Origin of the sequence: Mucilaginibacter sp. SG564, from assembly GCF_013149275.1 — a bacterium.
Lineage (GTDB): Bacteria > Bacteroidota > Bacteroidia > Sphingobacteriales > Sphingobacteriaceae > Mucilaginibacter.
This window is the reverse complement of the sequence record NZ_JABGNA010000002.1, coordinates 498,978-521,816: the sequence shown is the minus strand read 5'-3', so window position 1 is coordinate 521,816 and position 22,839 is coordinate 498,978. Positions and strand designations below refer to the sequence as shown.

22 protein-coding genes are annotated in these 22,839 nt (G+C 42.5%); 10 read left to right on the top strand and 12 right to left on the bottom strand.

Going from position 1 to position 22,839, the window contains the following annotated elements:
* Positions 1-373 precede the first annotated feature (373 nt).
* On the bottom strand, positions 374-931 hold the full coding sequence (locus FHW89_RS06850; protein ID WP_216650496.1) for a DUF1543 domain-containing protein: 558 nt from the start codon (positions 929-931) through the stop codon (positions 374-376).
* A 36-nt stretch (positions 932-967) separates the two neighbouring features.
* Positions 968-1,627, bottom strand: coding sequence for a CatA-like O-acetyltransferase (locus FHW89_RS06845; protein ID WP_172334271.1), 660 nt, complete (start codon positions 1,625-1,627; stop codon positions 968-970).
* Between the two features lie 72 nt (positions 1,628-1,699).
* Here FHW89_RS06845 and FHW89_RS06840 point away from each other — a divergent pair, with 72 nt between their 5' ends.
* Complete coding sequence (locus tag FHW89_RS06840; RefSeq protein ID WP_172334270.1) at positions 1,700-2,653, top strand: helix-turn-helix transcriptional regulator; 954 nt, start codon at positions 1,700-1,702, stop codon at positions 2,651-2,653.
* A 6-nt stretch (positions 2,654-2,659) separates the two neighbouring features.
* Here FHW89_RS06840 and FHW89_RS06835 read toward each other — a convergent pair whose 3' ends face one another.
* The 5 genes from FHW89_RS06835 to FHW89_RS06815 form a co-directional block, all read right to left on the bottom strand.
* Positions 2,660-4,087 (bottom strand): hypothetical protein, encoded by a 1,428-nt coding sequence (locus tag FHW89_RS06835; RefSeq protein WP_172334269.1) that lies wholly within the window; start codon positions 4,085-4,087, stop codon positions 2,660-2,662.
* A gap of 4 nt (positions 4,088-4,091) precedes the next feature.
* Positions 4,092-5,285 (bottom strand): hypothetical protein, encoded by a 1,194-nt coding sequence (locus FHW89_RS06830; protein WP_172334268.1) that lies wholly within the window; start codon positions 5,283-5,285, stop codon positions 4,092-4,094.
* Positions 5,286-5,400: 115 nt separating this feature from the next.
* Positions 5,401-6,423: a DUF3078 domain-containing protein gene (locus FHW89_RS06825; protein WP_172334267.1), complete on the bottom strand. Its 1,023-nt coding sequence runs from the start codon at positions 6,421-6,423 to the stop codon at positions 5,401-5,403.
* Positions 6,424-6,717: 294 nt separating this feature from the next.
* Positions 6,718-7,452 (bottom strand): SDR family NAD(P)-dependent oxidoreductase, encoded by a 735-nt coding sequence (locus FHW89_RS06820; protein ID WP_172334266.1) that lies wholly within the window; start codon positions 7,450-7,452, stop codon positions 6,718-6,720.
* Positions 7,453-7,490: 38 nt separating this feature from the next.
* Positions 7,491-8,048 (bottom strand): TetR/AcrR family transcriptional regulator, encoded by a 558-nt coding sequence (locus tag FHW89_RS06815; protein WP_172334265.1) that lies wholly within the window; start codon positions 8,046-8,048, stop codon positions 7,491-7,493.
* Positions 8,049-8,221: 173 nt separating this feature from the next.
* On the opposite strand from FHW89_RS06815, the gene FHW89_RS06810 reads away from it, so the two are divergent.
* On the top strand, positions 8,222-8,740 hold the full coding sequence (locus FHW89_RS06810) for a 3'-5' exoribonuclease domain-containing protein (RefSeq protein WP_172334264.1): 519 nt from the start codon (positions 8,222-8,224) through the stop codon (positions 8,738-8,740).
* An 88-nt stretch (positions 8,741-8,828) separates the two neighbouring features.
* Positions 8,829-9,335 carry a hypothetical protein gene (locus tag FHW89_RS06805; RefSeq protein WP_172334263.1) on the top strand — a complete coding sequence of 169 codons (507 nt, stop codon included), beginning with the start codon at positions 8,829-8,831 and terminating at the stop codon, positions 9,333-9,335.
* 1 nt (position 9,336) lies between these two features.
* On the opposite strand, the gene FHW89_RS06800 is transcribed toward FHW89_RS06805, so the two are convergent.
* On the bottom strand, positions 9,337-9,678 hold the full coding sequence (locus FHW89_RS06800) for a hypothetical protein (RefSeq protein ID WP_172334262.1): 342 nt from the start codon (positions 9,676-9,678) through the stop codon (positions 9,337-9,339).
* A 172-nt stretch (positions 9,679-9,850) separates the two neighbouring features.
* On the opposite strand from FHW89_RS06800, the gene FHW89_RS06795 reads away from it, so the two are divergent.
* Together FHW89_RS06795 and FHW89_RS06790 are read left to right on the top strand one after the other, a co-directional pair.
* On the top strand, positions 9,851-10,432 hold the full coding sequence (locus FHW89_RS06795) for a Crp/Fnr family transcriptional regulator (protein ID WP_172334261.1): 582 nt from the start codon (positions 9,851-9,853) through the stop codon (positions 10,430-10,432).
* A gap of 98 nt (positions 10,433-10,530) precedes the next feature.
* Entirely contained in the window at positions 10,531-11,061 is a 531-nt protein-coding gene (locus tag FHW89_RS06790; RefSeq protein ID WP_172334260.1) for a YceI family protein, read from the top strand.
* A 108-nt stretch (positions 11,062-11,169) separates the two neighbouring features.
* Here the strand turns inward: FHW89_RS06790 and FHW89_RS06785 are convergent, their stop codons facing one another.
* A complete protein-coding gene (locus tag FHW89_RS06785; RefSeq protein ID WP_172334259.1) occupies positions 11,170-11,640 on the bottom strand; it encodes a hypothetical protein in 471 nt (156 codons plus the stop codon).
* Positions 11,641-12,011: 371 nt separating this feature from the next.
* Between FHW89_RS06785 and FHW89_RS06780 the strand changes: the two genes are divergently transcribed.
* The 5 genes from FHW89_RS06780 (at position 12,012) to FHW89_RS06760 (ending at position 18,945) form a co-directional block, all read left to right on the top strand.
* Positions 12,012-13,976, top strand: coding sequence for a sensor histidine kinase (locus FHW89_RS06780; protein ID WP_172334258.1), 1,965 nt, complete (start codon positions 12,012-12,014; stop codon positions 13,974-13,976).
* Positions 13,963-14,598, top strand: a complete 636-nt coding sequence (locus FHW89_RS06775; protein WP_172334257.1) for a response regulator transcription factor — start codon at positions 13,963-13,965, stop codon at positions 14,596-14,598. The genes FHW89_RS06780 and FHW89_RS06775 overlap by 14 nt, the downstream gene beginning before the upstream one ends.
* A gap of 165 nt (positions 14,599-14,763) precedes the next feature.
* Positions 14,764-17,160, top strand: a complete 2,397-nt coding sequence (locus tag FHW89_RS06770) for an ABC transporter permease (protein WP_172334256.1) — start codon at positions 14,764-14,766, stop codon at positions 17,158-17,160.
* Between the two features lie 29 nt (positions 17,161-17,189).
* A complete protein-coding gene (locus FHW89_RS06765) occupies positions 17,190-17,531 on the top strand; it encodes a hypothetical protein (protein ID WP_172334255.1) in 342 nt (113 codons plus the stop codon).
* Positions 17,532-17,700: 169 nt separating this feature from the next.
* The gene (locus FHW89_RS06760; RefSeq protein WP_172334254.1) at positions 17,701-18,945 is read left to right on the top strand and encodes a CehA/McbA family metallohydrolase; all 1,245 of its coding nucleotides are present in this window, start codon (positions 17,701-17,703) and stop codon (positions 18,943-18,945) included.
* A gap of 88 nt (positions 18,946-19,033) precedes the next feature.
* On the opposite strand, the gene FHW89_RS06755 is transcribed toward FHW89_RS06760, so the two are convergent.
* From FHW89_RS06755 to FHW89_RS06745, 3 genes are all read right to left on the bottom strand, one after another.
* Positions 19,034-20,542: an MAC/perforin domain-containing protein gene (locus FHW89_RS06755; RefSeq protein ID WP_172334253.1), complete on the bottom strand. Its 1,509-nt coding sequence runs from the start codon at positions 20,540-20,542 to the stop codon at positions 19,034-19,036.
* A 205-nt stretch (positions 20,543-20,747) separates the two neighbouring features.
* Positions 20,748-21,668 carry an NPP1 family protein gene (locus tag FHW89_RS06750; protein WP_172334252.1) on the bottom strand — a complete coding sequence of 307 codons (921 nt, stop codon included), beginning with the start codon at positions 21,666-21,668 and terminating at the stop codon, positions 20,748-20,750.
* Positions 21,669-22,040: 372 nt separating this feature from the next.
* The gene (locus tag FHW89_RS06745; protein ID WP_172334251.1) at positions 22,041-22,838 is read right to left on the bottom strand and encodes a hypothetical protein; all 798 of its coding nucleotides are present in this window, start codon (positions 22,836-22,838) and stop codon (positions 22,041-22,043) included.
* Between the last annotated feature and the right edge of the window lies 1 nt (position 22,839).

Here is a 22,839-nt window from a genome sequence, read left to right as displayed (position 1 = left end):
CATCGGGCTAACAAAAACTTTTTAAACCCCGGATTTTAACACTTTTTTGGCCAAAAACAGGGTAAAAACGAATCAAAATATTTGAAAAAATCCTGTTTTAACACTTTTTAACAAATTATGGCCCTGTTTTGAGCCGTTTTTAAAACTTTAAAAAGTATTAATTTTTTGATTATCAAATAACTATTTACCAAACCTGCGATTTTTGATCTGTCTTTTCCTTAACAGAACAGCCCGGTTTCCGTTGGTCGGGAACCGGGCTGTTGGTATATATCAAATATACGGAATTCTTTGGGCTTTAGGAAAGGCATGCATATCGCAGGCGCCGAGCGACTGCGAGGAATGACAACTCTCTTATCCTATTCTCCCGTCCTCATCACGGTAGTTTATCCAACTTAAAATACCCCAAATGTATTTTGTCTTCCGGGGCACCGTCAGCTGCGGGGGTAATATGCAGGGCGTATTGCGCTTTCTGTTCAGCTGGTAAAATCTCTGCTATCTCATGCAGGTCGTCCACATCCAATCCATATTTATCATCGATGTGCGATTCGGCGCCGGGAAAATGAACCTGGTGATAAAACGGCGTGTCTTTGGCATAGGCAAACGCTTTTGATTTGTTGGGTTGTACGGTGAGCACCTTAAAATGTGGCTCATCAAACAAACCCTCCTGGTAGCCGCCTAGGTTTATAAAAAACAGCCTGAGGAGCTCGGCATCTGTACTACCGGGTTGCTCAGTTACCTGCACATGGTATCCGTTAACCAGGGTTACTTCGCGCCAGGCATCCACATGTAACCTGTCCTGACCTTCGGGCCAGAAAGCTTTAATCTGTGGGATAAGATCTTTTACGGTTTCGCCTATTCCAAAAAAAATATCGTGTTGTTCGGTATGCCTTCCCGGAGGTGTACAGCCAAGCATCAGCATAAATAATTTCATATGGGGGTATTTTGATTTTATATGGCTAAAATACCATTATCCTTTAATACTATCGGCAGGTATGCGGTTGATCTGTTCCTGAAAGCGCTTCACAAAAAGCCCCATGTGCCGCCCGTCGCAAAGGGCATGATGCGCGTGGATGGCTACGGGCAGCCAAACCCGGCCATCGCGCCTGTAAAACTGACCGAACACGATCTTGGGCACACTATCGTCACCGGCTAAGGGCTGCGCGTGCTGCATACTGGTAAAGCGGATATCTTTCAGTATAGAGTAATGAATGAGGCTGTTAAACCCATCGCGTAGTTGCAGCCTGTCGGTCGTTTTTTCATGATCGACGGCGGCGCGGGCGGGCGGGGCAAATTGCTCAAACTCTACGTAATGGTCCATATAGGCAAAGCCAAAGGTATCATCGGGCCGCAATACGGTAACCGATGCAGATATAGTATCGTATTCATAAACTTCGCCATCTTCTATCCGTTGCCGCAGCTCGGGCACCTGGTTGGCCGCCAGTAATGAGCGGTGCAGGTAAAACAGAAAAAACGATTGGCCATGCTGTTTGCAATAGTCATAAGCTTCTGTAGCATCCATATCGGTACTGATGCCAAAAAAGGGCTGTGCAAAGCTTTTGAAGAAATTATAATGCACCCCGCGTTTCCAGCCTGCGGTATTCACCTTATATTTGCAGATATTATTCATGGGCGCAAGTTGCCGGTTCTGAGCCGTTTACGATATGCCCAAACGGATTTTTAATTAGCATAAACGGATTATATGTACCAGTTAGAAGGGGTTGAGTTTGCCAGGTTGATGAAAAGGGAGTTCAGTACATCCTTTGAAACCACGTACGCTACCGGCAGTATACCTAACCGTTTTGATTGCTATGCCCAGGGTCTTAAAGCCGATGATTTTAGCATCCTGCGGTTTGGGGCCCGCTTTGAGGACGGCCTGCGCATTAACAATATGCAGGATGCCACGCATGTGAGCATCCATTTTCAGCTGCATGGCTGTTCAGACGCACTTATTTCGGGTTTTGATGCCACCTCGACCATGAACCGCGGGCAGTTTAACCTGCTTAATTGTGTTAACCCGGTGAGTTCCTTTGTTTTTCCGAAGCAAAAGCGGTATGAGTATGTTTGCGTGGGTTTAAAACCCGCTTTTTTTAATGAGATACTATTAAGTTGTGGCGAAGCTTATGATAACCTGTTACAGCAAAGCCGTGGCGCAAGGCCATTCGCCCTGTTTCCGGATAATAAAAAGATAAGCCATCTGCAAAGCTCCGGGCTAAGCCTGCTTACCGAACCACCCGTGGCCGACTCGCTGCGCAACGCTTACATCAAAAATAAAATTACCGAGCTTACCCTGCTTACGCTTTCGGGCCAATACGAAACCAGGATACCAACAGCGGTTAACACGGCGGATGTGGAAAAGCTGCATAGTGTTAAAGACCATTTGGACATCCACTACCTGGACAGCATGAGCCTCCGGAGTCTCTCGCGTGATTTTTTGCTGAATGAATTTAAATTGAAAGCCGGCTTTAAAAAGCTGTTTGGCACTACCGTTTTTGGCTATGTGCAGGGCCTGCGCATGAACCATGCCTTAACGCTGATGCGCAGCGGGGGTATAACAGTAGGAGAGGCAGCCGTTATTACGGGCTACCTCTCTGATGCTTCTTTTATAAGAGCGTTTAAACAATATCATGGCTATTCGCCAGGGACCCAAAAATAGGTTTTATTAAAATCCGGAGATATCAACCAATGCCATTTCGCCCTTACTGATCACTTTAGCCAATAGGAAACTGTTTTTATCCGGGAAATAAGTAAATAACTGGTTAACAAACTGATTTGGCTCTTCGCTTCGCCACCTGGGTACATTAAAGCTTATTTTGGTTTCTTCTTTTTGGAGGTTATCGCCTAATACATAAATGCCATAATATTCGCCTGCATTTACGTAGTAGGTGCCTTTAACATTAGCCAGGCCGAAAGAGTGATGCAGATCGGCACTGCAAAAATGCTGTGTTGATAGTTTTTTTGTGGCTTTCAGCTGCCCGTCAAAAGAGGTAACAAATAAATAAGCGGGACCAAAATTATATTTTGGCTTGGCGTTCATCATTTCAAGTCCCGTTGTCATTTTTTCTTTTAACTCGGTTTTGCCTTCCGCGAAAATGTGCATTTCGTTATTTTGCAGCATAACGTTGCGGATATCTACATCGATAATACCTTTCCCTGGTGAAAACTCCGGGATCTTATTATTGCTCAATATCTTTCCTGATTGCAGATCATATAAGAGCAGGTTTTTGTAGTATTCGTCTTTAAAATCTATGGCGCTGCTGTTAAATGCAATCAAATACTCCTGTGATCCGATGGATACCGATTTAAGTTCGTTAAGGAAAATTTGCGAGTCGAAGTTTTTGTCTTCCTGTCCGCTGGCTGATATAACCGTAAGATAGGTTATCCCTTTTTTTGAGCCGTTCATATCCCTAACCAACACCACTTTGCCGGAATTGGTAACCGTAAATTTATCCGAGGTAAATTCGTTATCAAAGCTTACTTCTTTTTGCCAGGCTATGCTAAGCGTTTTGGTGTCAATAACGATCAGCTGGTTTTTATCCGGAGTGCCTTTTGCCCGGTATTTATGATAGTTAATGGCCAGGTAATTGCCATTATCAGATTTTTCTGAAAACAGACTGCCAGATTTCATGGCAGATGGTATTTCTCCTTCGGCCAGTACCGTACTGGTAAATTTAGCGGTGGCCTTATCAAACTCCACTTTATGAATCTGATAGGTTTTTGTTTTGTTTGAATATACTTCTGTAAATACGGCAACTTTGCCATTTTGGCCTTCGGCGTAGCCCAAATAGTTAAACAAGGAATTGTTAAACATATTCTTCTCGCCAATTATGGGAAAATCATATTTATAGGTTTCAACCAGGGTGTTCTTTTGATCAAATTTTCTGACGATCACCTGGTGCCCGGCCATTACCCCGTAAACGTCCAGAACCGTTAGCAGGTAGGTGTTATAATTATCAACCAGTACAAAATGCGGATCCTTTTCATTTTCCGAGTCGAACTCAAATTTTGCTCCGTATTCTTTTTTCCCTTCCTGGGCCCAGCTAAAAGAAAGAAAATTTAGCAACAGGACAATGGTGTATATATATTTCATGTTTTTATTTTTTTAATTGATAAACGTCTTTTTCCATTTTCTTTAACTCGTTCGCTTCATCGTACGAGAGTTTGATGTACACCAGGTTATCCTGTAACTGGTTTAAATATTTTTCGCTTTCTGCTCTCTTGTTCAGCGCGATGTTGAGGTTTATTAAATTGAAATATATGTACCGGGCTATCTTATCATTAAAATCGGCCTTATCATTCTTATACTCTACTTTGGCCAGGGTTTGTGTCCAGATATCGATTCCCTTTTGCATATTGGCAAAAGCGGCAGTATTCATGTCGCTATTGGTGGGCTGTAGTTTTCTTAAATTGGTTTTTACGTAAATATCAGCCCGTTCCAGATCGTCATATTTACCCTTATTTTTTACGCTCAGTATTTTAACGCTTTTGGCGGTTGCCTGAAAACCATACAGATTATTGATATAATCGTTTAAAGATTTAATTACCGTGGTTAAGTGGTTTTTTTCTTCGAGCGGTTTGTTAATGTTATTGGTTGGCGATGACGATAAAAAAACATAGTCCTGAAAAAACGAAGTGTTTACTTTTTCAACACCTTTTATTTTAATCACCAGTTTGGTAGGCTGGTTAACAAACGTTTGGCCGGCATTGTCCTGAAAGTTCACCTGCTTTATATCTGCATTAATATCTATATCCGCATCGCCTCTTGTAAAGCCGGTTACGGCTATTTGTGAAGCCAACACATTATTATCTACAATGGTAAAATTGTTCAAATTGGGCTCACGGTATACCGGGGGTTGTGGCTTGTAATAAACAGGCTTTGCTGGCTGCACCAGTTTTGGGTTTTTTCCGTCGCTTGTTAAGGTTAGGCGTTCTACCATCGAAAGCTTTTTAAACTCGGCCGATTCGGTTTCGTATTTTTCTTTCGCTTTTTGAACATCGCCATCATAATCCTTTAATTTTTGCTGATAATCTTTTTCGCTGGCGGCAACTACGCTGCCATAATCATTAACAGATTTTTGATAATCGGCTTTTGCTTTCCTGATCACATCGTCGGTAGTAAGGTTATACGGCGATGTTACGGTAACCCTGAAGCTTTTAATGCTTTCATCAAGAACCGTTTGCGGTTGTTTAAGCAATTGAAACTCGATTGTTTCTGAGGAAATGTTCTGTGCATACAACGCGACAGAGAATGACATTAAAAATGCCAGACAGATAAGGTTTGGTTTCATTTTAAGGTTTAGTACAAATTTTATTAATAGCAACAACTTAGACACTTGCGTTTCTTAAGTTATTACGTTCGGGAAGGTAGAATAGACAGGCTAAAATTACAAAATTTATTTCAATTTAAGGGAATTTATACAACATCCCCAGGGCCAGACCTTCTGTTGCCTGTGCGTCTTTCGAGGTATGTTTATCATAAAGCAGCGTACCGTTAAGACTAACATTGATTAACCGGTTAACCCGGGCCGATAAAACCATATCTACACGATGGGTAATGAATTTAAGGTCCTGCCCGTAGGGTATAAATAAGGCATAGCGGGTATTCAGGTGGACATTTTTCATGATATCCTTATCAAACAGGGCAACCATCTGGAAGGCCAGGTCGTTTTTTACCGTCTTCAAGGTATCAACACCATAATTATCCTGTTGCTCTTTGTGAATTGCATGGTCGAGCACAAAAGTTTGCCTGGCGGTACCAGTACCCAAACGCAGATCGAAATAGCCGGTAGGTTTATACTCAAAACCCAGCGCCTCGGTTAAATAACCCGGCGACATAAAATTGGAGATATACTGCGAGGTAAAAGTGCCGTTGCCATTATCAATATAATTGTAGCCCTTATCAAACTGCGACTCAAACGTTAACGACCCAAATATGTACCAGTGTTTGGATAATTGCGAGGCTATCTTGTTATCGAAATAAATACGGTCGTTGGTTTTACGTTTGCCCTGGCCTTTGTTTTTGGATATACCATATTGCAGGTTCAGCTCAGATACATAGCTAAATGGAGCCTTGTTATATTCGGTGTGGTAAATAAAGTTTGATCCTAATGCTACAGCGTTTACACCACCCGCCGCGTAATTACTGGTAAATGACGATTGATTAAAGTTTAACCCAAAGGTGATGGACTTTTTCCAGTAGTTCACCTTATAATCCAGCATGGTCATCGGTATCTGCGATCTTTGCAATTGTACGGGCCGCACACGTGTGGGGATGGCATTTTTGCGCGAATCTATCCGGAGTTTATTGATTTTCGCCGTATCAATTTTAACAGTATCGCGCTTCAGGGAGTCGGTTTGTTGTGCTTTGGCGTTGATGCCCAGGGCTATTAATGCCAGAAATGGCAGTACAAGTCGGGTTTTAAACATAGTGAACAAATTAAAGCAAAAATCTCCTTTTATAACAGATTAATAAAAATTTGGAAAGATGGTTTTAAAAAATTGAGATTAGGGAGGAGGGGAGAGAGATTATTGTGAGCGTCATTGCGAGCGATAGCGTGGCAATCCCAAACTATACAGAGCGGCTCTACAAATCGGGGATTGCCACGTCGTTCCTCCTCGCAATGACGCGTGAACAGGAAGAGGCGAAGAGAGGGTAGTCGAATGAAGGGTAGAGCGCAGAGGCCTGCCCCATACAGGCTACAAAATAGTCCCCTTCTGCTATTACCAGCTTATGATTTCTCCATCCTTGAAAAATTGACCTGTTGGGCCTCCTTTGGGTAGCGTTGCGGCAAATACGATACTTTTAGCTCCGTCGCTTACCGATCTTCCGCCAAAGCCGGCTAAAATATCGTGGGTAGCGGTGAGGCCGGGGGTGGCGGCATTCACCAAAATGCTATCTTTTTTCAGATCTGCTGCCGCTTTAAGCGTAAAGGCATTCAGTGTGGCCTTGGAGATGCTGTAGGCAGATATGACATCTCTCCAGGGATTAACAAGACTGTAGCCTTCCCCGCCAAATGACCCCGAGCCCGAAGATACGTTCACGATTCTCGCATGTTCGCTTTTTTTGAGTAAGGGGATAAAATACTTAACCGTGCCCCATACGCCAATAAAATTACTTTCGAATACTTTTCTTATATCATCTAAATCTATCGTTTCCGTATCATACTGATCGGGGAACAAGGTGGCATTGTTGATCAGTACATCAAGCTTCCCAAACTGGTTGTTCACCTCTGCCGCGACGGCCTGTATCATCACTTCATCCGTAACATCCAATGCCATCGGCACAATATCCAGCTGTTCTTTAATTAACAGGTTGGCAAGCCCATCGGCAGTTTCCTGTTTCCGGGCGGTTATAATTACCTGATAGCCCTGGTTGGCGAGCTGCCTGGCCACTTCAAAGCCAATCCCTGTTTGTTTACCCACACCGGTGATGAGCGCTAATTGTATATTTTTCATGAGTGTTTAATTCGTTGTGTGCTTCTCCGATCCGCAGGTTATATGATCATCTTGATAGTTGCTATCGCGCTTTCCATATCGGCTATTTGTTTGCTGATCGACGCGCTTGCCCTGGAGCCTTCCAGCATAAAATAAAGCATATCGGCCAGTGCCTGATCAGAAAATCCTTTTTTATCATCCAACCCGGTTACCAGTTGAAAAAGCAGATCACGGAAGCGGCTTTTCACGGCTTGTACACGCTCCAAAACTATTTTTTCTGAAGGCATTATCTCCGCGTTGATCTTTAAAAACGGGCAGCCGCCAAAGTTGGTGGCATGGTTCCGTGCTATCGAATATTCAAAGATCCCAATGATTTTATTACGAGCACCCTGTATTTCACGCAGGTGACCCTCTAAGGCATCAAATAAAGCTGATGCCTGCCTGTCCAGATAAGCCAGCAATACATCGGTTTTTGACCGGTAGTTATTATATAAAGATGGCTTGGCAATGCCGGCTTCATCTATCAGCTGGTTAATGCCGGTGAGGTTATAGCCCTGGGTATAAAATAAGCGGGCCGCGGTTTGCATGATCCGCTCGTCGACACTTTCTTTTTTCATGGTGAAACAAAGGTATATTTTCACAAATGAACATACAAGTCTGTTCATTTATATTGCTGAATTGTTACATCTGGATGATATGAAGACCCGTGGAAACTGACAAGTTTAATATATAGAATGAGCTTTATTTGTAGATTAGCAATAATAAACATTTAAAATAAAACAATAATTCGATGGCATATATAATGGTTGATATTGAAAGCGATGGACCAATACCGGGCGATTATTCTATGATCTCATTTGGAGCTGTTCTGGTAAGTAACGATTTAAATGAAACGTTTTACGGAAAATTAAAACCAATTTCAGAAGAATTTATCCCGGAGGCTTTAGCCGTTTCCGGGCATACAAGGGAAGATGTTTTATCTTTTGATGATCCTAAAAAAGTGATGCTTGAGTTTGCCGAATGGATAAAAAAAGTTTGCAAAGACAGGCCAATATTTATTAGCGACAATAATGGATTTGATTGGATGTTCATTTGCTGGTATTTTCATCATTTTACAGGCGAAAATCCTTTTGGGTTTAGTTCACAAAATTTAGGTAGTTTATATAAAGGGATAGAAAAAGACACTTTTAAAACATTTAAACATTTGCGAAAAACAACGCATACACATCACCCGGTAGATGATGCAAAAGGAAATGCAGAAGCCCTATTAACGATGAAGTACGAATATGGATTAAAAATTAAGTTTTAACCAAGTCACGACAGCGGTGCATCATATATTCACATATCTTATTGTTACTTTAAGTATTCAGTTTAGCTACATTGGCATATTGTTTTTTTTGTTTACTAAAATAGTTAAACGGGAGATAGAAGAAGTAGAGATCGGCATTGACAATATTTTTTGTATTTATATAAAAAAGGTAAAAGTAAAAATAGGCTTAACCTTTTTCTTTATAGTGGGATTAAAACCTAAAGAAAATCAGGATGCTGCAATTCGGGATAAAGAATTTAAATTATTCGGCATTTTAAATATTGCTGCTAAGTTGGTTTTATTAGTTGCTGTATTTATCATCGCCGGATTACATATATCCGCCATACTTTATTACCTGTTTTACTTTTGTTGTATTATGAGTTTACAACAGCTAAAAATAGGGTTTCAGCATTTCAATGGTTTTGACCTTGCTGTTGGGATACTTGAACTTTCTATAATATTTGATATCCTAGGTCAGTTAATCATAAATTTTCTTTCTGAAAGCAAAACAAAGCGGAGCATCTTTTTGATAAACAGCGGTTTGGCGGTATTACTTTATCTCCGTTTGGTATGCAGTTATCTATTTATAAATTAACTCAATCCATAATATTAATGCTGGCAAAAATGCCAACTCCACGCAGTATGAGTGTTTTATTTTTATCCGTATCTACATAGCGGTTTCGCCGTTTATCGTCTACCACCATAAAAATATTGGTTACCTCCGGGATCACATGCCAGCCTGCCGGCGCCTTGATCCTGATCTCCCCGCAAAACTGAGTGCAATCTAATACTACCGCTCCGTTGAGATCGGCATTACTAAAGTCAACCGTTGTTCGGCCAAATAAATTGGTGAGCTGGCCATATTTGAATTCTTTTGACAGGATCTGCTTTTTTACCTCGCCAAATATGGCAGTGGTGTTGATATAATCATCATTCATGACACAATTTTTTATTCAGCCAAATTAGGGTAGCTGGTTACTTATATGAAGGCAAAATTGGCGGCATGATTAAAGATGTCGGTGAATACCTGTTTTTTTGTGGTAAAGAGCGGCCTGTCTTAGCAGCAACAAACCCATAAATTTTGGTTACTTTGCTTTTTTACCCGAGCAAATGAATAGCGCAATCATCCTTTCTAATATTAATGAACACGTTCAGCTAAACTCGGATGAACGGACATACCTGGAATCTGTTTTAATTTCAAGGCCATTCAGGCATGATGAACTGATTGTACAAAACGGGGATGTTGCCCGCTATATCATGTTTGTGAATTCCGGGTATATCATGAGCTATTATACCGATCAGGCTGGTGATGACCATGTGGTTCAGTTTGCAGCGCAAGGCTGGTGGAGCGGCGATCTGTTTAGCTTAAGCGCCGACCCCAGAACCATCTATTCAACTAAAGGCCTGAGCAATGGCGAACTGCTGCTGTTACCCCGGTCGGCCCAGGATCAATTATTTGAAAAATATCCCAAGTTTGAACGCTATTTCCGCATCACGTTTCAAACCTCACTCATCAGGCAGCAATTGCGCTTTATTGAAAGTTATTCATTAACCGCAGAGGAGCGCTATGTAAGGTTTCAATCGAGATTCCCCAATATAGATCAGTACATCGCTCAAAAATACATTGCATCCTACCTGGGTATAACCCCCGAGTTTTTGAGCAAGATCCGTAAGCGGTTGTTATTAAAGTAAGCTTAATCCGGTTCAAGATTTCGCCCCGCATTTCATAACCTGGTTCATCTTGTGCCGGCTGACTGCGTTTTAATTTTGTGTTCAAATAAATAAGGATAATGGAACACATAAAATCAACATGGTCAATTGACCCCGATCACTCCGAGATACAATTCAAAGTAAAGCACCTGGCCATATCAAATATTGCCGGTACTTTTAAAACATTTAAGGGTGATGTAATTAGCCCCAAAGAAGATTTCGACAACGCAGCAATTAATTTGGCGATAGACGCAAACAGTATTAACACCCAGCACGAAATAAGGGATGGACACCTTAAGGGGGAGGAGTTTTTTGATACCAATCAATTTCCCCAGATCTCTTTTAACGGATTATTACAAAAGCAAGCCGGCAAGTATGAACTCACAGGCAATTTAACCATACGCCAAAACACCCAGCCTATTGTACTGGATGTAGAATTTACCGGCATCGGTAAAGGACGCAATGGCGATGTGCGGGCCGGATTTGAGGCAAGCGGAAAAATTAACCGTAAAGATTATGGCCTTACCTGGAGCATGCTTACCGACACTGGTGCTTTAATTATAGGCGAAGAAATCAAGCTGCATTTTGATATTCAGTTGATCAAACAGTAATTTAATACCCCTTGCCTTCATCTAAATAAAAAACCCCGGGCCTCGCGTCCGGGGTTTTTAAGATAAAGATGTTGTTATTTAATATTGATAAGGATAGGAGTGTCGTTATTAATTTGCCTTATATTCAAAATCGCCAGAATAAGGCGTTGTAGTAATGGTTTTGGTGATGACGGGCTGCGCGGCTCCGTCAATTACAGGTTCCAATTTAAAAGTAAAGCTATGTCCTGCAGTAGCGCTAAACCCACCCGTAGAAATAGCAGCAAGATATATTGGTGTGGTTGTTTCTATAACCACCTGCCCGGCCCTGAACTGGGCATTTGTTATGGTAAGCGATGTTTGATTGGGTTGTACAACACCATTTAATTTAAAAATAGTTGTGGTATTGGCTGTTGCTGTGGTACCTACAATAGCCAGGTCAAAATCATCAGATGCCAGCAAACCGGTGGTTGACATGGTGAACTTCATGTTCTTTTGAGTGATGCCTGGGGTTGGGTCCGGATCGTTTTTCTTGCTGGAACATCCGCTAAATGTTAATAAACCCAAAACGACAAGGTTTATCCATAAAATTGCTTTTTTCATAAGAGTTGTTTTAAATTGTTTGTGATTGATTAATTATAAAATTTCCATATCCGCGATCGGCGGATAAGGGCAAGCTTGTTGTTCTTAATTGTTGTTTTTATCCTTTCTTCCTCAATACGTTTTCAATCTATTTGTCGGCGGGTGCCATGTTAGGGAGTAGGCGTTTCAAAAGTAGGGTGGGTAATCACACCAAACAATCAGGTATATCTGGTATTTTTTTATACCTATAGTTAGGTATTTTTAATGCTTTTTAAATAATTCAACTTTGCATAAAAGGAATTTCAGGGCTGGTATTTGGATAAAAGAAAACTTTACCATTAAATTTAGGCCCCTGATTATCCTGCATCTACCAAAGTCTTCAGCTTAAACCAATGAAAAAATATTACAATCTGATAGTTTTTATGGCGATAGCCTTGAGCAGTCGCGCGCAGCTGCCTCTTAACGGAAAGCATTATGCCGACAGCATACGCTTAGCCCTAAACACCCCTGTACCCGATAGCGCCAAGGCCCGCAGCTGTTTCCGGCTAACAGATTATTTTATCCTGTCGGAAGATACCTTAAAGGCCCGCCAATACTTACAGCAGGGGCGTAAATACAGCGGCGACAATAAATACCTGCGATCTGTTTTTTTGGTTTTCCAGGCGGGTACATTACCTGGTTCGCGCCCCGACTCGGCTATAAAAACGTATTTACAAGCCGATAAAGAACTACAAAAGTATCATACCGCCGATGCTTATTTGATACGAGCCAAAGGCCTGCATGACTATGCCCGCTTGCTGCAATATAAAAATGACAACCCCGAAGCTTACGTAAACATCCTCCTGAACCAGGCCCTTCCATTGGCCCAACAGGCCGGCGACCGCGGTTATACTGGTAAAATTTACCTGGATATAGCTTTCGCGTTTAAAAATTTAAACAATTTTAAAAAAGCCGAGATTTATCTTTTTAAAGCCATTGCCACACTTAAAAATGCGCCGAAAGATGCGCAATACCTGGCATCGGCCTATCATACACTGTCTGAAAACTATTCACTATCGGGCAAGGCAACACAAGCCGCCGCCATGTTGGATAGCATGCGCGTTTTACTAACACCTTACCCCGATGCCGATATCTGGCTTGATTATTATGCCGGCGAGGGCATGCGCCTTACTATAGCCGGGCAGTTTGATCAATCGCTCAGCGTTATTGATAAGGGTATTGCGCTGGCGCAAAAATTACAGCAGGAGTATCCGGAACAGCGGCTGCTGATGCAAAAATTTTATGCCCTGTATAATAAAAAATCCTTTCAGCAGGCCAAGAGTGTTGCGCTTGATCTTAGCCACCGTAAGCCGTTCATGAACATCGCCTCAAACCGGTCGCAGTTATTTTATTGTCTGGCGCTAACTGATGAAGAACTCAAGGATAAGGCCGGAGCCTATGATTGGATGAAACGGTACAGCGCCCTGAGCGATAGCATAGCCCACAGTACCCTGGAAACCAAAATAAACTCGCTGGAAATAAAGTACCAGACTGCCGAAAAACAGAAAAAAATTACGGAGCTGGAAGCTGGCAGGCAAAAAGCTAAACTGACCAATTGGTTACTGGGTATTGCCAGCATCACTTTACTCATCATTACGGTATTTTTGATCTACTATTATCGCAACAGCAAAAAACTGGCGCAACAAAAGGAACTGAACCATCAGCAACAGTTAAAAGAGATAGAACAGCAGCAGCAGCTCAAATTTACCCAGGCCATGCTTACCGGCGAAGAGCAGGAACGGCAACGTGTGGCCCGCGATCTGCATGATGGCCTGGGCGGCATGCTTTCGGGTATCAAAATAAAACTTTCGGGACAGGCTAAGGCGGCAGGGCACCAGGAGCTTGACGGTGTGATATTGCAGCTGGACCATTCGGTGGCAGAGTTGCGGCGCATAGCCCGCAACATGATGCCCGAAAGCCTGCTGCGGCTGGGCTTGGAAACAGCCCTGCGCGATCTGTGCGAATCATTGATGAGCACACAAACCAGGATCAAATTCCAGGCTTATGATATCCGGAAAGATATGCCCGCGGTTATACAGGCTAACATTTATCGTATTGTACAGGAGCTTTTATCAAATGCGGTAAGGCACGCGCAAGCCAGCAATATCATATTACAATGCAGCCAAAACGACGAGATCTTTTTAATAACTATTGAAGATAACGGCATTGGGTTTGATACCCAGGCGGCCTTAGATGCCGAAGGGATAGGCTTTAGTAATATTAAAAACCGGGTAGACTATATGAAGGGGAAAATGGATATAGAATCGGTGATCAATGAAGGGACCACCATTAACATCGAATTAAATGCGGCAGGATAAGATTATAATAGCCATTATTGACGATCACCCCATGGTGATAGAGGGACTGAAATCATTGTTAAAACCCGAAGCTGCTGTTTATGCTACGGTAAGCTTTACAAGGGGCATGGAGTTTATTTCTTTTTTAAGGCAGAACGACGTAAACCTGGTATTGTTAGATATTAGTTTGCCCGATGTGAGCGGTATTGAGTTATGTAAGGAGATCAAGAAGATCTCGCCCGAAACCATTGTGTTGGGGCTGAGCAATCAAACCGAACGCAGTATGATGCTGCAAATGCTGCAGAGCGGCGCCAGCGGCTATTTGCTCAAAAATGTATCGCCCGATGAATTGCTCACCTGTATACAGGAAGCCCTGCACGGGCTGATCTCCTTTAGTCGCGAGGCCAAAGAGATCATGGGGCGCCCCTCAAAAGCCGGACTAAATGAGGTGGCTTCCATCACCAAAAGAGAAAAACAGATCCTGGAGTTGCTAGCCCAGGGCAAAACCACAGCGGCCATTGCCACAGAACTTTTCCTGAGCCCCCTTACCGTTGATACACACCGAAAAAACCTGCTGCAAAAGTTTGAAGTGAAAAACACCGCAGAGCTATTAATGGCAGCAGTACAGCAGAAATTATTGTAATCCAACAGTCCTTGCTAAGCTATTTCATACACCTGTATCATTAGCAAACGCGCCTGTTCGGTACCGAACAATCACATTAGCATAAACGGCCATTAATCATCTGACTGATAGCATTTTATATTTTTGGTATTAAATATGCTGCTGGTTTTTAATAATTAGTATAATATGATCCGTAGTTACTTAAAAATAGCATGGCGAAATTTTTACAAGCGTCCGTTTTATTCACTCATCAATATATTTGGCCTGGCCCTGGGAATAAGCTGTACTATTGTGCTGTTTTTATTTATCTCATATCATTTAAGTTTTGATACCTACCACGCCAATGCCAAACGCGTATACCGTGCAGTGACCGAGCTGCATTTACCCGATGGCAGCATTGAATATGACCAGGGCACGCCTTACGTTTTAGGACAAATACTAAAACAGGGGATACCAGCGGTTGAAAATCAAACGGTATTGCTTGAAAAACGCACTTTTACCGTGGCTGCAACTCAATCCGGCACAACCAAACAAAATCTTTTTAACGAAACAGAAACCGTAGCCTTTACTGATAATAACTGGTTCAAACTATTTAGCTATAACTGGATATCGGGCAACCAAAATACCCCCTTAACAGAGCCTTATACCGCTGTTATTACTGCCGACCTGGCTAAAAAATACTTTAATACCACAGATGCTACCGGCAAAACCATCAGGCTGGATAATAAATATAACGTAACGATCACTGGTGTTTTGGAGGATAATCCCAAAAACACCGATGTACAATCAAAAATGTTCCTGTCGCTTGCATCGGTTAAACCGATGTATCCGGATATGAAAGACTTTTGGACCGATATTGGCTTTATTTCTTCTAAAAACCATGTATACGTATTATTACATGATGATCAATCATTAAAAGCGGTTGATCAGCGCATACCAGAGATCACTAAAAAACCGCTGGAGGCATACGGCGGCGTTTATCATTTTCATTTACAACCCCTGGTCGATATTCACTTTGACAACCGCTACAGCGGAACCATTGCCAAACCACTGCTATTGATACTGGCCACTATCGGGCTTGCATTGATCTTGATAGCCTGTGTTAATTTTATCAATATGGCTACTGCCCAAAGCCTTACCCGGGCCAAAGAAATTGGTACCCGCAAGGTTTTAGGAAGCACCCAGAAAGGTATTTTCTGGCAATTTATAACCGAAACAGCTTATGTAACGCTGGCTGCCGCAGCTATAGCCGTTTTAATGACCGCTTTGTTTTTACCTCAGCTCAATAGCTGGCTTCAACTGCCTTTGGCTATCAACAAAAACCTTATCTTATTTTTGGGTGTGTTGATCGTTTTGGTAGTATTTATAGCCGGTTTTTATCCGGCCGTCATACTCAGCCGGTTTAAACCGGTAAACGCTCTAAAAAACATCATCAGTAACATTAACCCTACGTCAAAATTATCGCGCGGGGTGTTAATTGTTGCTCAAAATGTAGTAGCCCAGGTGCTTATTGTTTGTACTTTAATTATAACCCTGCAGGTAAAATTTCTTAAAAACGCCAATCTCGGGTTTAACAAAGATGCTGTTATTATGCTCCCGGTTCCAAATAACGACGCTGCAAAGCTATCGTTTCTGCACAACGAGCTTAGCGCCAATCCCGATGTTAAAAACGTGAGCTTTTGCTACCGTCCACCTTCTTCAACATCGGATAAAGGAGGCACCATCCGTTTTGATAATAAACCATGGGAGAAATTCGCTGTTAGAAGTGTAATTGGTGATGAAAACTATACCAAAACCTTTGGCTTACAGCTGTTGGCTGGCCGCAATATAACCGCTACAGACACCAATGCTACCGCATATCTGGTTAATGAGCAGCTATTGCTAAAATTAGGGATCAAAAACCCCGAACAGATTATTGGGCGCCAATTAACAGACGGTGATTTCAGCGACAAAAACGGGATCATTGTAGGCGTTGTTAAAGACTTTCATATCCATTCTTTACATGACAAAATTGATCCTGCCGTAATTGCATCCAAATCGGCTTTGTATGAGTATGCCGCGGTAAAAATTTCAGGACAGCATCAAAGCCAAACCATTAACGCCATTCAACAAAAGTGGCAGGTAGCATTTCCACAAAACGTATTTGAATATCATTTTCTGGATGAGCAACTCGCCGATTTTTATCGTAAAGATGAAATGATCAACAAACTCATCAAAACCAGCTCTATCATAGCTATTGTTATCAGCTGTTTAGGCATGCTGGGCTTAATATCATTAATTACTGTGCAGCGCACCAAAGAGATAGGCATACGCAAGGTATTGGGTGCTTCTGTTAGTAATATCGTTGGCCTGTTAACCGGCAGCTTTTTAAAGCTCATCATGATAGCCATTATTATAGGCACCCCCATTGCCTGGTGGGCCATGCATAACTGGCTGCAAAATTTTGCGTATCGTATTGAAATTACGTGGTGGGTATTTGGCCTGGCGGCTGTGGTTGCGCTGGGTATTGCCTTCTTAACAGTAAGCATTCAGGCCATCAGGGCGGCTATATCAAATCCTGTGAAAAGTATAAGGAATAACTAAAACGGATTTTCCTCAATGATAATTTGAGTATGGATAACAATGAAATTACATACTTATTAGTGAGGTATATTACCCATGCCGTCAACGCCGCGGAGATTACGCAAATTAAGGAATGGATAAATGCCCATCCCGAGAATGAGCAGTATTTTGCCCAGCTATATGAAACCTGGCATGATATGCTTTACCTGCAACCGGCAGATGTAACCTTTAAAAAAGCACCTGTTAAACACTTATCCATCTCCAGGCAGCCGCAGCCGCCATATTCAAAAAGGTTCCAATTGTCCGATCTGCTGGTGTATTGCAGTACGGTTATTCTGTTTACAGGATTTATTTATATTGTATTAAACATTTACAATTTAGGTGTATTTTGATACTCCGTTTCTATGTAAACGATCATTCAGTATTTCCTTAAAAATCCTTGCTACAGAGATTTTCTGCTTTGTCACATTTATACTACATTTTCCGGCCTTTAACAATTTGCTAATATCCATAGAGTAGTTTGGCTGCCAGATACCCCGTACATGGTTATATATAAAGCAAATGAACTCCTTTTTACAAAAATCTCTTCCCGGCAACCCGTTATTCAAGGGTATTGCCGGTACTGCATTGGCCATCTTCCTGGCCTACTCCGGTAGCTATGCGCAAAGTCAGTCGCCATCGGCTCATAGCAATCCCTGGGCACCCGTTACACCAGAGGTACTGCCTCCCATTGCCAGCCTGAGTAAAGGCGTATGGCTCAAAGGCGAACTGCATGTACACTCCCGCCACAGCAAGGAGTCATTCAACAATTCCATCGCCAAGATCCTCTCTTTTTCAAAAGCGGTTGGTATCGATTATATCTGTATCACCGATCATGACAACCATGTGAACGGCGATGTAGCACACAATACCTGGGCCGATCCGGAATTTAAGTCGGACTCGATACTACTGTTGTATGGCGCCGAGTGGACCACCGTTCGCGGGCATGGCAACGCGTTTTCGGCCAAACCCTATGATCATCAACGGCTGTATGACGTACGCGATCAGCGTGATGTTGTAGTTGGCGCCGTAAAAAAAGAGCTGGGCATCCATTTGTCGGCCAATCATCCAAGCGGGAAGGATCATTTCGGATATTCCTATGATATGGTGAACTCCATTGAGGTTTGGAACTCGGCTATCTGGTCAAAAAACGCCAAAGCCATCATGATCTGGGACGATATGCTTTCCTCCGGCCGTAAACTAACCGGCAGGGGAGGCAGCGACGCTCACCACGGCACACCAGAAGGAACCGAGCAACCATCCAAAAACACCTATCAGGCCAAAGCCAATTATGTAGGCACACCCACCACCTGGGTATTTGCTACGGCGCGAACCTCGCAGGCTGTGATAGACGCGCTTACCAATGGCCGGGTATGTATAAGCTCAAACCCATACGCCCCGCGTGTTGAATTTTATGCGGATATTGATCAGGACGGTAAAATGGATATGATGATGGGCGATAACACCAAAGCCACGGGCAAACCCGCAAAGTTCCAGGTTAAGTTAACCGGCAAAACCGTATCCGACTCCACCTATACCGTAAACGTGATAAAAAATGGCGATAAGTTTGGCACATACCAGGTAAGCGGGAAGATAGCCTCTGTGGAGTTTACAGATACCCCGCAAGCGCAGGGCCGCAGCTACTATCGTATAGAAGTACAAGGTCCGTCAACCCCATATCCTCAGGTTCCGGACTCCATCGCCCTGAGCGGTAACATGGTGGGCTTATCAAACCCCATCTATTTTAACTTTGATCCTAATTTTTGATCACACACAACACGATATAAAAATCTATTGTTAAAAAAGAAAAGGCCCTGATCAAAACCAGGGCCTTTTTTCTTTTCTTATTTTCTGATTAGTACAGATCTGGTTTTATTACAAATTTTTCCCAAGGCCCAGGTGTTGGCTTCTGGCAGTTTACACGACCGCCACCATTACCATTAAAAGAGTTAAGGCCGCTACCATCTATCCGCAGGTAAGTATTTGCAAAAGCGGCTGATTGTATGGTATAAGTGCCATCGCTTTGTTTGGTAATATTAAACCTTTCCCAAGGACCAACCGGGTTATTCAGGTTTACAATACCGGCGCCGTTAGCTGGATTATTGGGAACACTGCTGCCGTCCATTCTTAAAAACAACCCGGGGAAGTAATTCGATTCGATGACGTAAGTACCGTCTGGCTGTTTGGTAAATAACATTTTTTCATACGGGCCCGCACTATATTGCGCATTTACAACGCCGCTGCCTGCCGAATTTGAAACAAATTTTGAGCCATCCATTCTCAGAAAAACATTATAAAACTGTTTCGATCCAATGGTTGCCAATACATCCGCTAAAGTTATTTGCTTGCCTGCTATATACTGGGCTATATAATCTGCTACCGCTTGTTTTTTTGCCGGATCATCAATCAGGTCTTGTAGTGGAATAGCGGCTCCAGCCACGTTGCTTATTTGTATAAAAGCAGCATTATCACGTGTACAGCTGCTTTGCCATGCGGTGATATCTACTTTTGGTGCGGTATTATCAAGGCTAAGCTGGCCAAATACACCTTTTGTTCCGTCGCCACCCACTGTGCTGTAGTACATGGTTTGATCATAGTTTGAATTTACAGATGAATCGGCATAAGTTACATCTGATTTTATGCCAAACGTATGAAAAAGGCCATGAACATCTAAACCAGCTTTTACCGAAAGGCCCCTGTTTGAGCTTGAGCTTTGTGAGCGATAAAAAACATTCAGCTTGGCTCCTAAAACAATATCGGTTAAAACATGGGTACCATACTTGGTCACCAATTGCTGAGCCGACATGGTGCTCACGTCTGATTTGAATATAGAGGTTAAATACGTGCTTTTGATCAGATCAATCGGCGCGTTAAATTTTAATCTTTTTTGTTTGATGATCACCGATGCGCTGGCATACGAGTATTTTGATGAGATCTTACTTGTTTCATGAAAGTTTACGGTAAGTGTTGCGCCCCAAAAGCTGCTCAACCCCAACGGCGACAATGTAGCAGTTGTGTTTGATGTTAAGCTATGCAAATAATCCGAAGCATTTCCACCTGCCGCATATTCTGCATATTGTGTAACATTTACATCGGGCACATAACGTCCGGGCTCATTCTGCACCAGCTTATCAATATCGATCACCTGGTAAGTTGCAGAATTTGAACTGGCATATTCGCCGGTTGCATCGTAGCCAAAACCCAGCAGATCATACTTATTATCGCCGGCAGATTGGGTTTTTAATTTCGGGTTACCGGTGTCTGTTCCCGGAGTTTTGACCATGTCCTTTTTACAACCGGCAACAAGTAATACCGATCCGAGAAAACCCGTTAGTAAAGAATTCAAGAGTAGTGTTTTTTTCATATTTTTTTTTATTTATGCACAATATTAGCACATTAAAATGTATTTTTTTTATTAATAATTCATTATTATATTGCATATAATGCATTATTAATTAAATCGCGTGTTTATTAAAATATATTAACCTATAGATAATTTTAACAGTAAAGAGGCCGCTGTTATATAGCAGCCTCTTTACTGTTTATTTTTTTCTTATTTTAATTCAGGCTTAATTAATGCTACCTATCAGTGTACCATCAGCAAAACTGCTTTGGCTGCAGCCATCGGTACCGGTAATACCATCGTGCCCGGCACACGTTGAGAACGACCAGTAAGCGCGGCCGCGATACAACGGACCTTTACCCACGGTTGTGCCCCAGTTGCCATTAAAGCTCAATGCCGTAATATTACAGCTGATTTCTACCAGGTTGTTACCGGTAAGCACCTGGTCATTAGCACTCGCAGGGTTCCGGTAATCGCCATAATAAGAGCAGGCATAACCCGGAAAAGAGATGGAGTTGCCAAAGTGGTAGCTACCGTGGGCGGTTTTGCCCACCCATACCTGCACACGGGTTCCGGCGGCAACAGTGCGCCAATCGCGGGTATACCAGCCGGCATGCTGAAAGTAAGTAACGGTAAGTATCTTGTTGGTTTGGGTGTTTACCTGTACCACAACATGCTCCCAGTCGTAATCATGGCCGCCCAGGTTCTGGAAGCAGGTTGATTGTGTTTTGTAAGTCCACCAGTAATCAATAAATACGCGGCTGCTATTATTGGGGTTTTGTTGAACTTCGTAGTAAGTTGGAAAATCCTTGCTGCGGGGCGCATCACGATTAACCAGCGAAAGTGTACCGCCGCAAACAATGCTGGCAGGATCGGTATTGGCAAAAACATTTTCAACAGAGGTAGGATAATCTGGCGTAGCCTGATCAAAGTTAAGCTGTGGGGCATAGGTAGAGGCCAGTGTTTGGGCCTGCGAGCCGGTGATCTTGGTTGTACTCTCGGCACAATCCTGGCACATTACAGAACTAACTTTTTGTTTGGCTTTGCTTTCGTTGGTACCGCCGATAACGTCTTCCTGTTTTTTACATTGAGTAAACAGCACAGCGATCAGGGCCAGCAATACCGGCAATAGTGATTTTGATTTCATGGTTAGTGGTTTTTATTTATTAGTTTTTGATTAGTTGAACTTTTTTACAAAAAACTAACCGGCATGGAACCGAAATAAAAACAAAGCGTAAATACCTGGTGATAAGGTTACTCATTGGGTTAGGCTTATTGATTTTGTTTATTATTGGTTAAATATTACTCCAATATAAATAAATACATTTAACTCAAAAATGGATTATCCTTGTTAACTAATGGATAATATTATGTTATTATTTAATATTAAAAAGAAAAAAATATCGCACAAGGCGCTATTCGGCAAGTGCAATTATCTTATTTTTTCTTAATAGGATAGACTTTTTCGAAATAACTATTTTAATATGTAACGATATTGGCGGGGCGGGAATAGCAAACATCAATTTGCCAGATCCCCCGGCTTAGGTGCAACCAGTTGAGGTAAAGCAAACGCCCGGGGCGAGCGCAAAAAGCGCCTGAGGTTTGATTTGATAGAGGCAATGAATTCATAGTCGCTGGCGGTGGTCACCAGGTAGTAGCCAGGGCGGTAACGTTGCATAAAATCGGTCAGTTGCTGATCTTTCAAATGGGTAATGTTGCCAACGTAGGTACGGTTAAACCTAAAGTCGATCACATTCTGTTTATAATCGCGCTCAATAATGCCACGCAGCTTTTCGGCATTGCGGCCGCTGCGGCTTAGTGCATTCCATAAAGCATCTATACCCAGGCCCGCACCCAGGCCTGGCGCGACAGAAAGCAGGTCATGATTATCCAGCGATCCATAAATTTTGGTATAGTCCCTTTTTGTCGATTCCAGCAGTTTCTGCGGATTGAGCATCGTATCACGCACAAAAACCTCTTTAAGTTGTATGGCCGACCGTTTCATATAAACAGCAAGCGACGCATTGTTTTGCAATTGAAGGGTATCGGCATAATGATCGGGCTTGGTGAAAATAAGCACATCGCCGGGTTTAGCCTCTATATTAAACTCCCCCTTAAAGGTATTATAAACTGATTTGCCGGTTGTAGCGTTGAGCACATTTACTTTGGCAATACGGCCTTTGCTGTCTTTATCAAATACAATACCATCAACTGTTTTTTGCTGAGCAAAAACCGTTGCAGATAGGGTACATAAAATCAATAGCAACCATATTTTCATGGTGACGCCAAAAATAAACGTTTGGCAATGCCTGTTCATA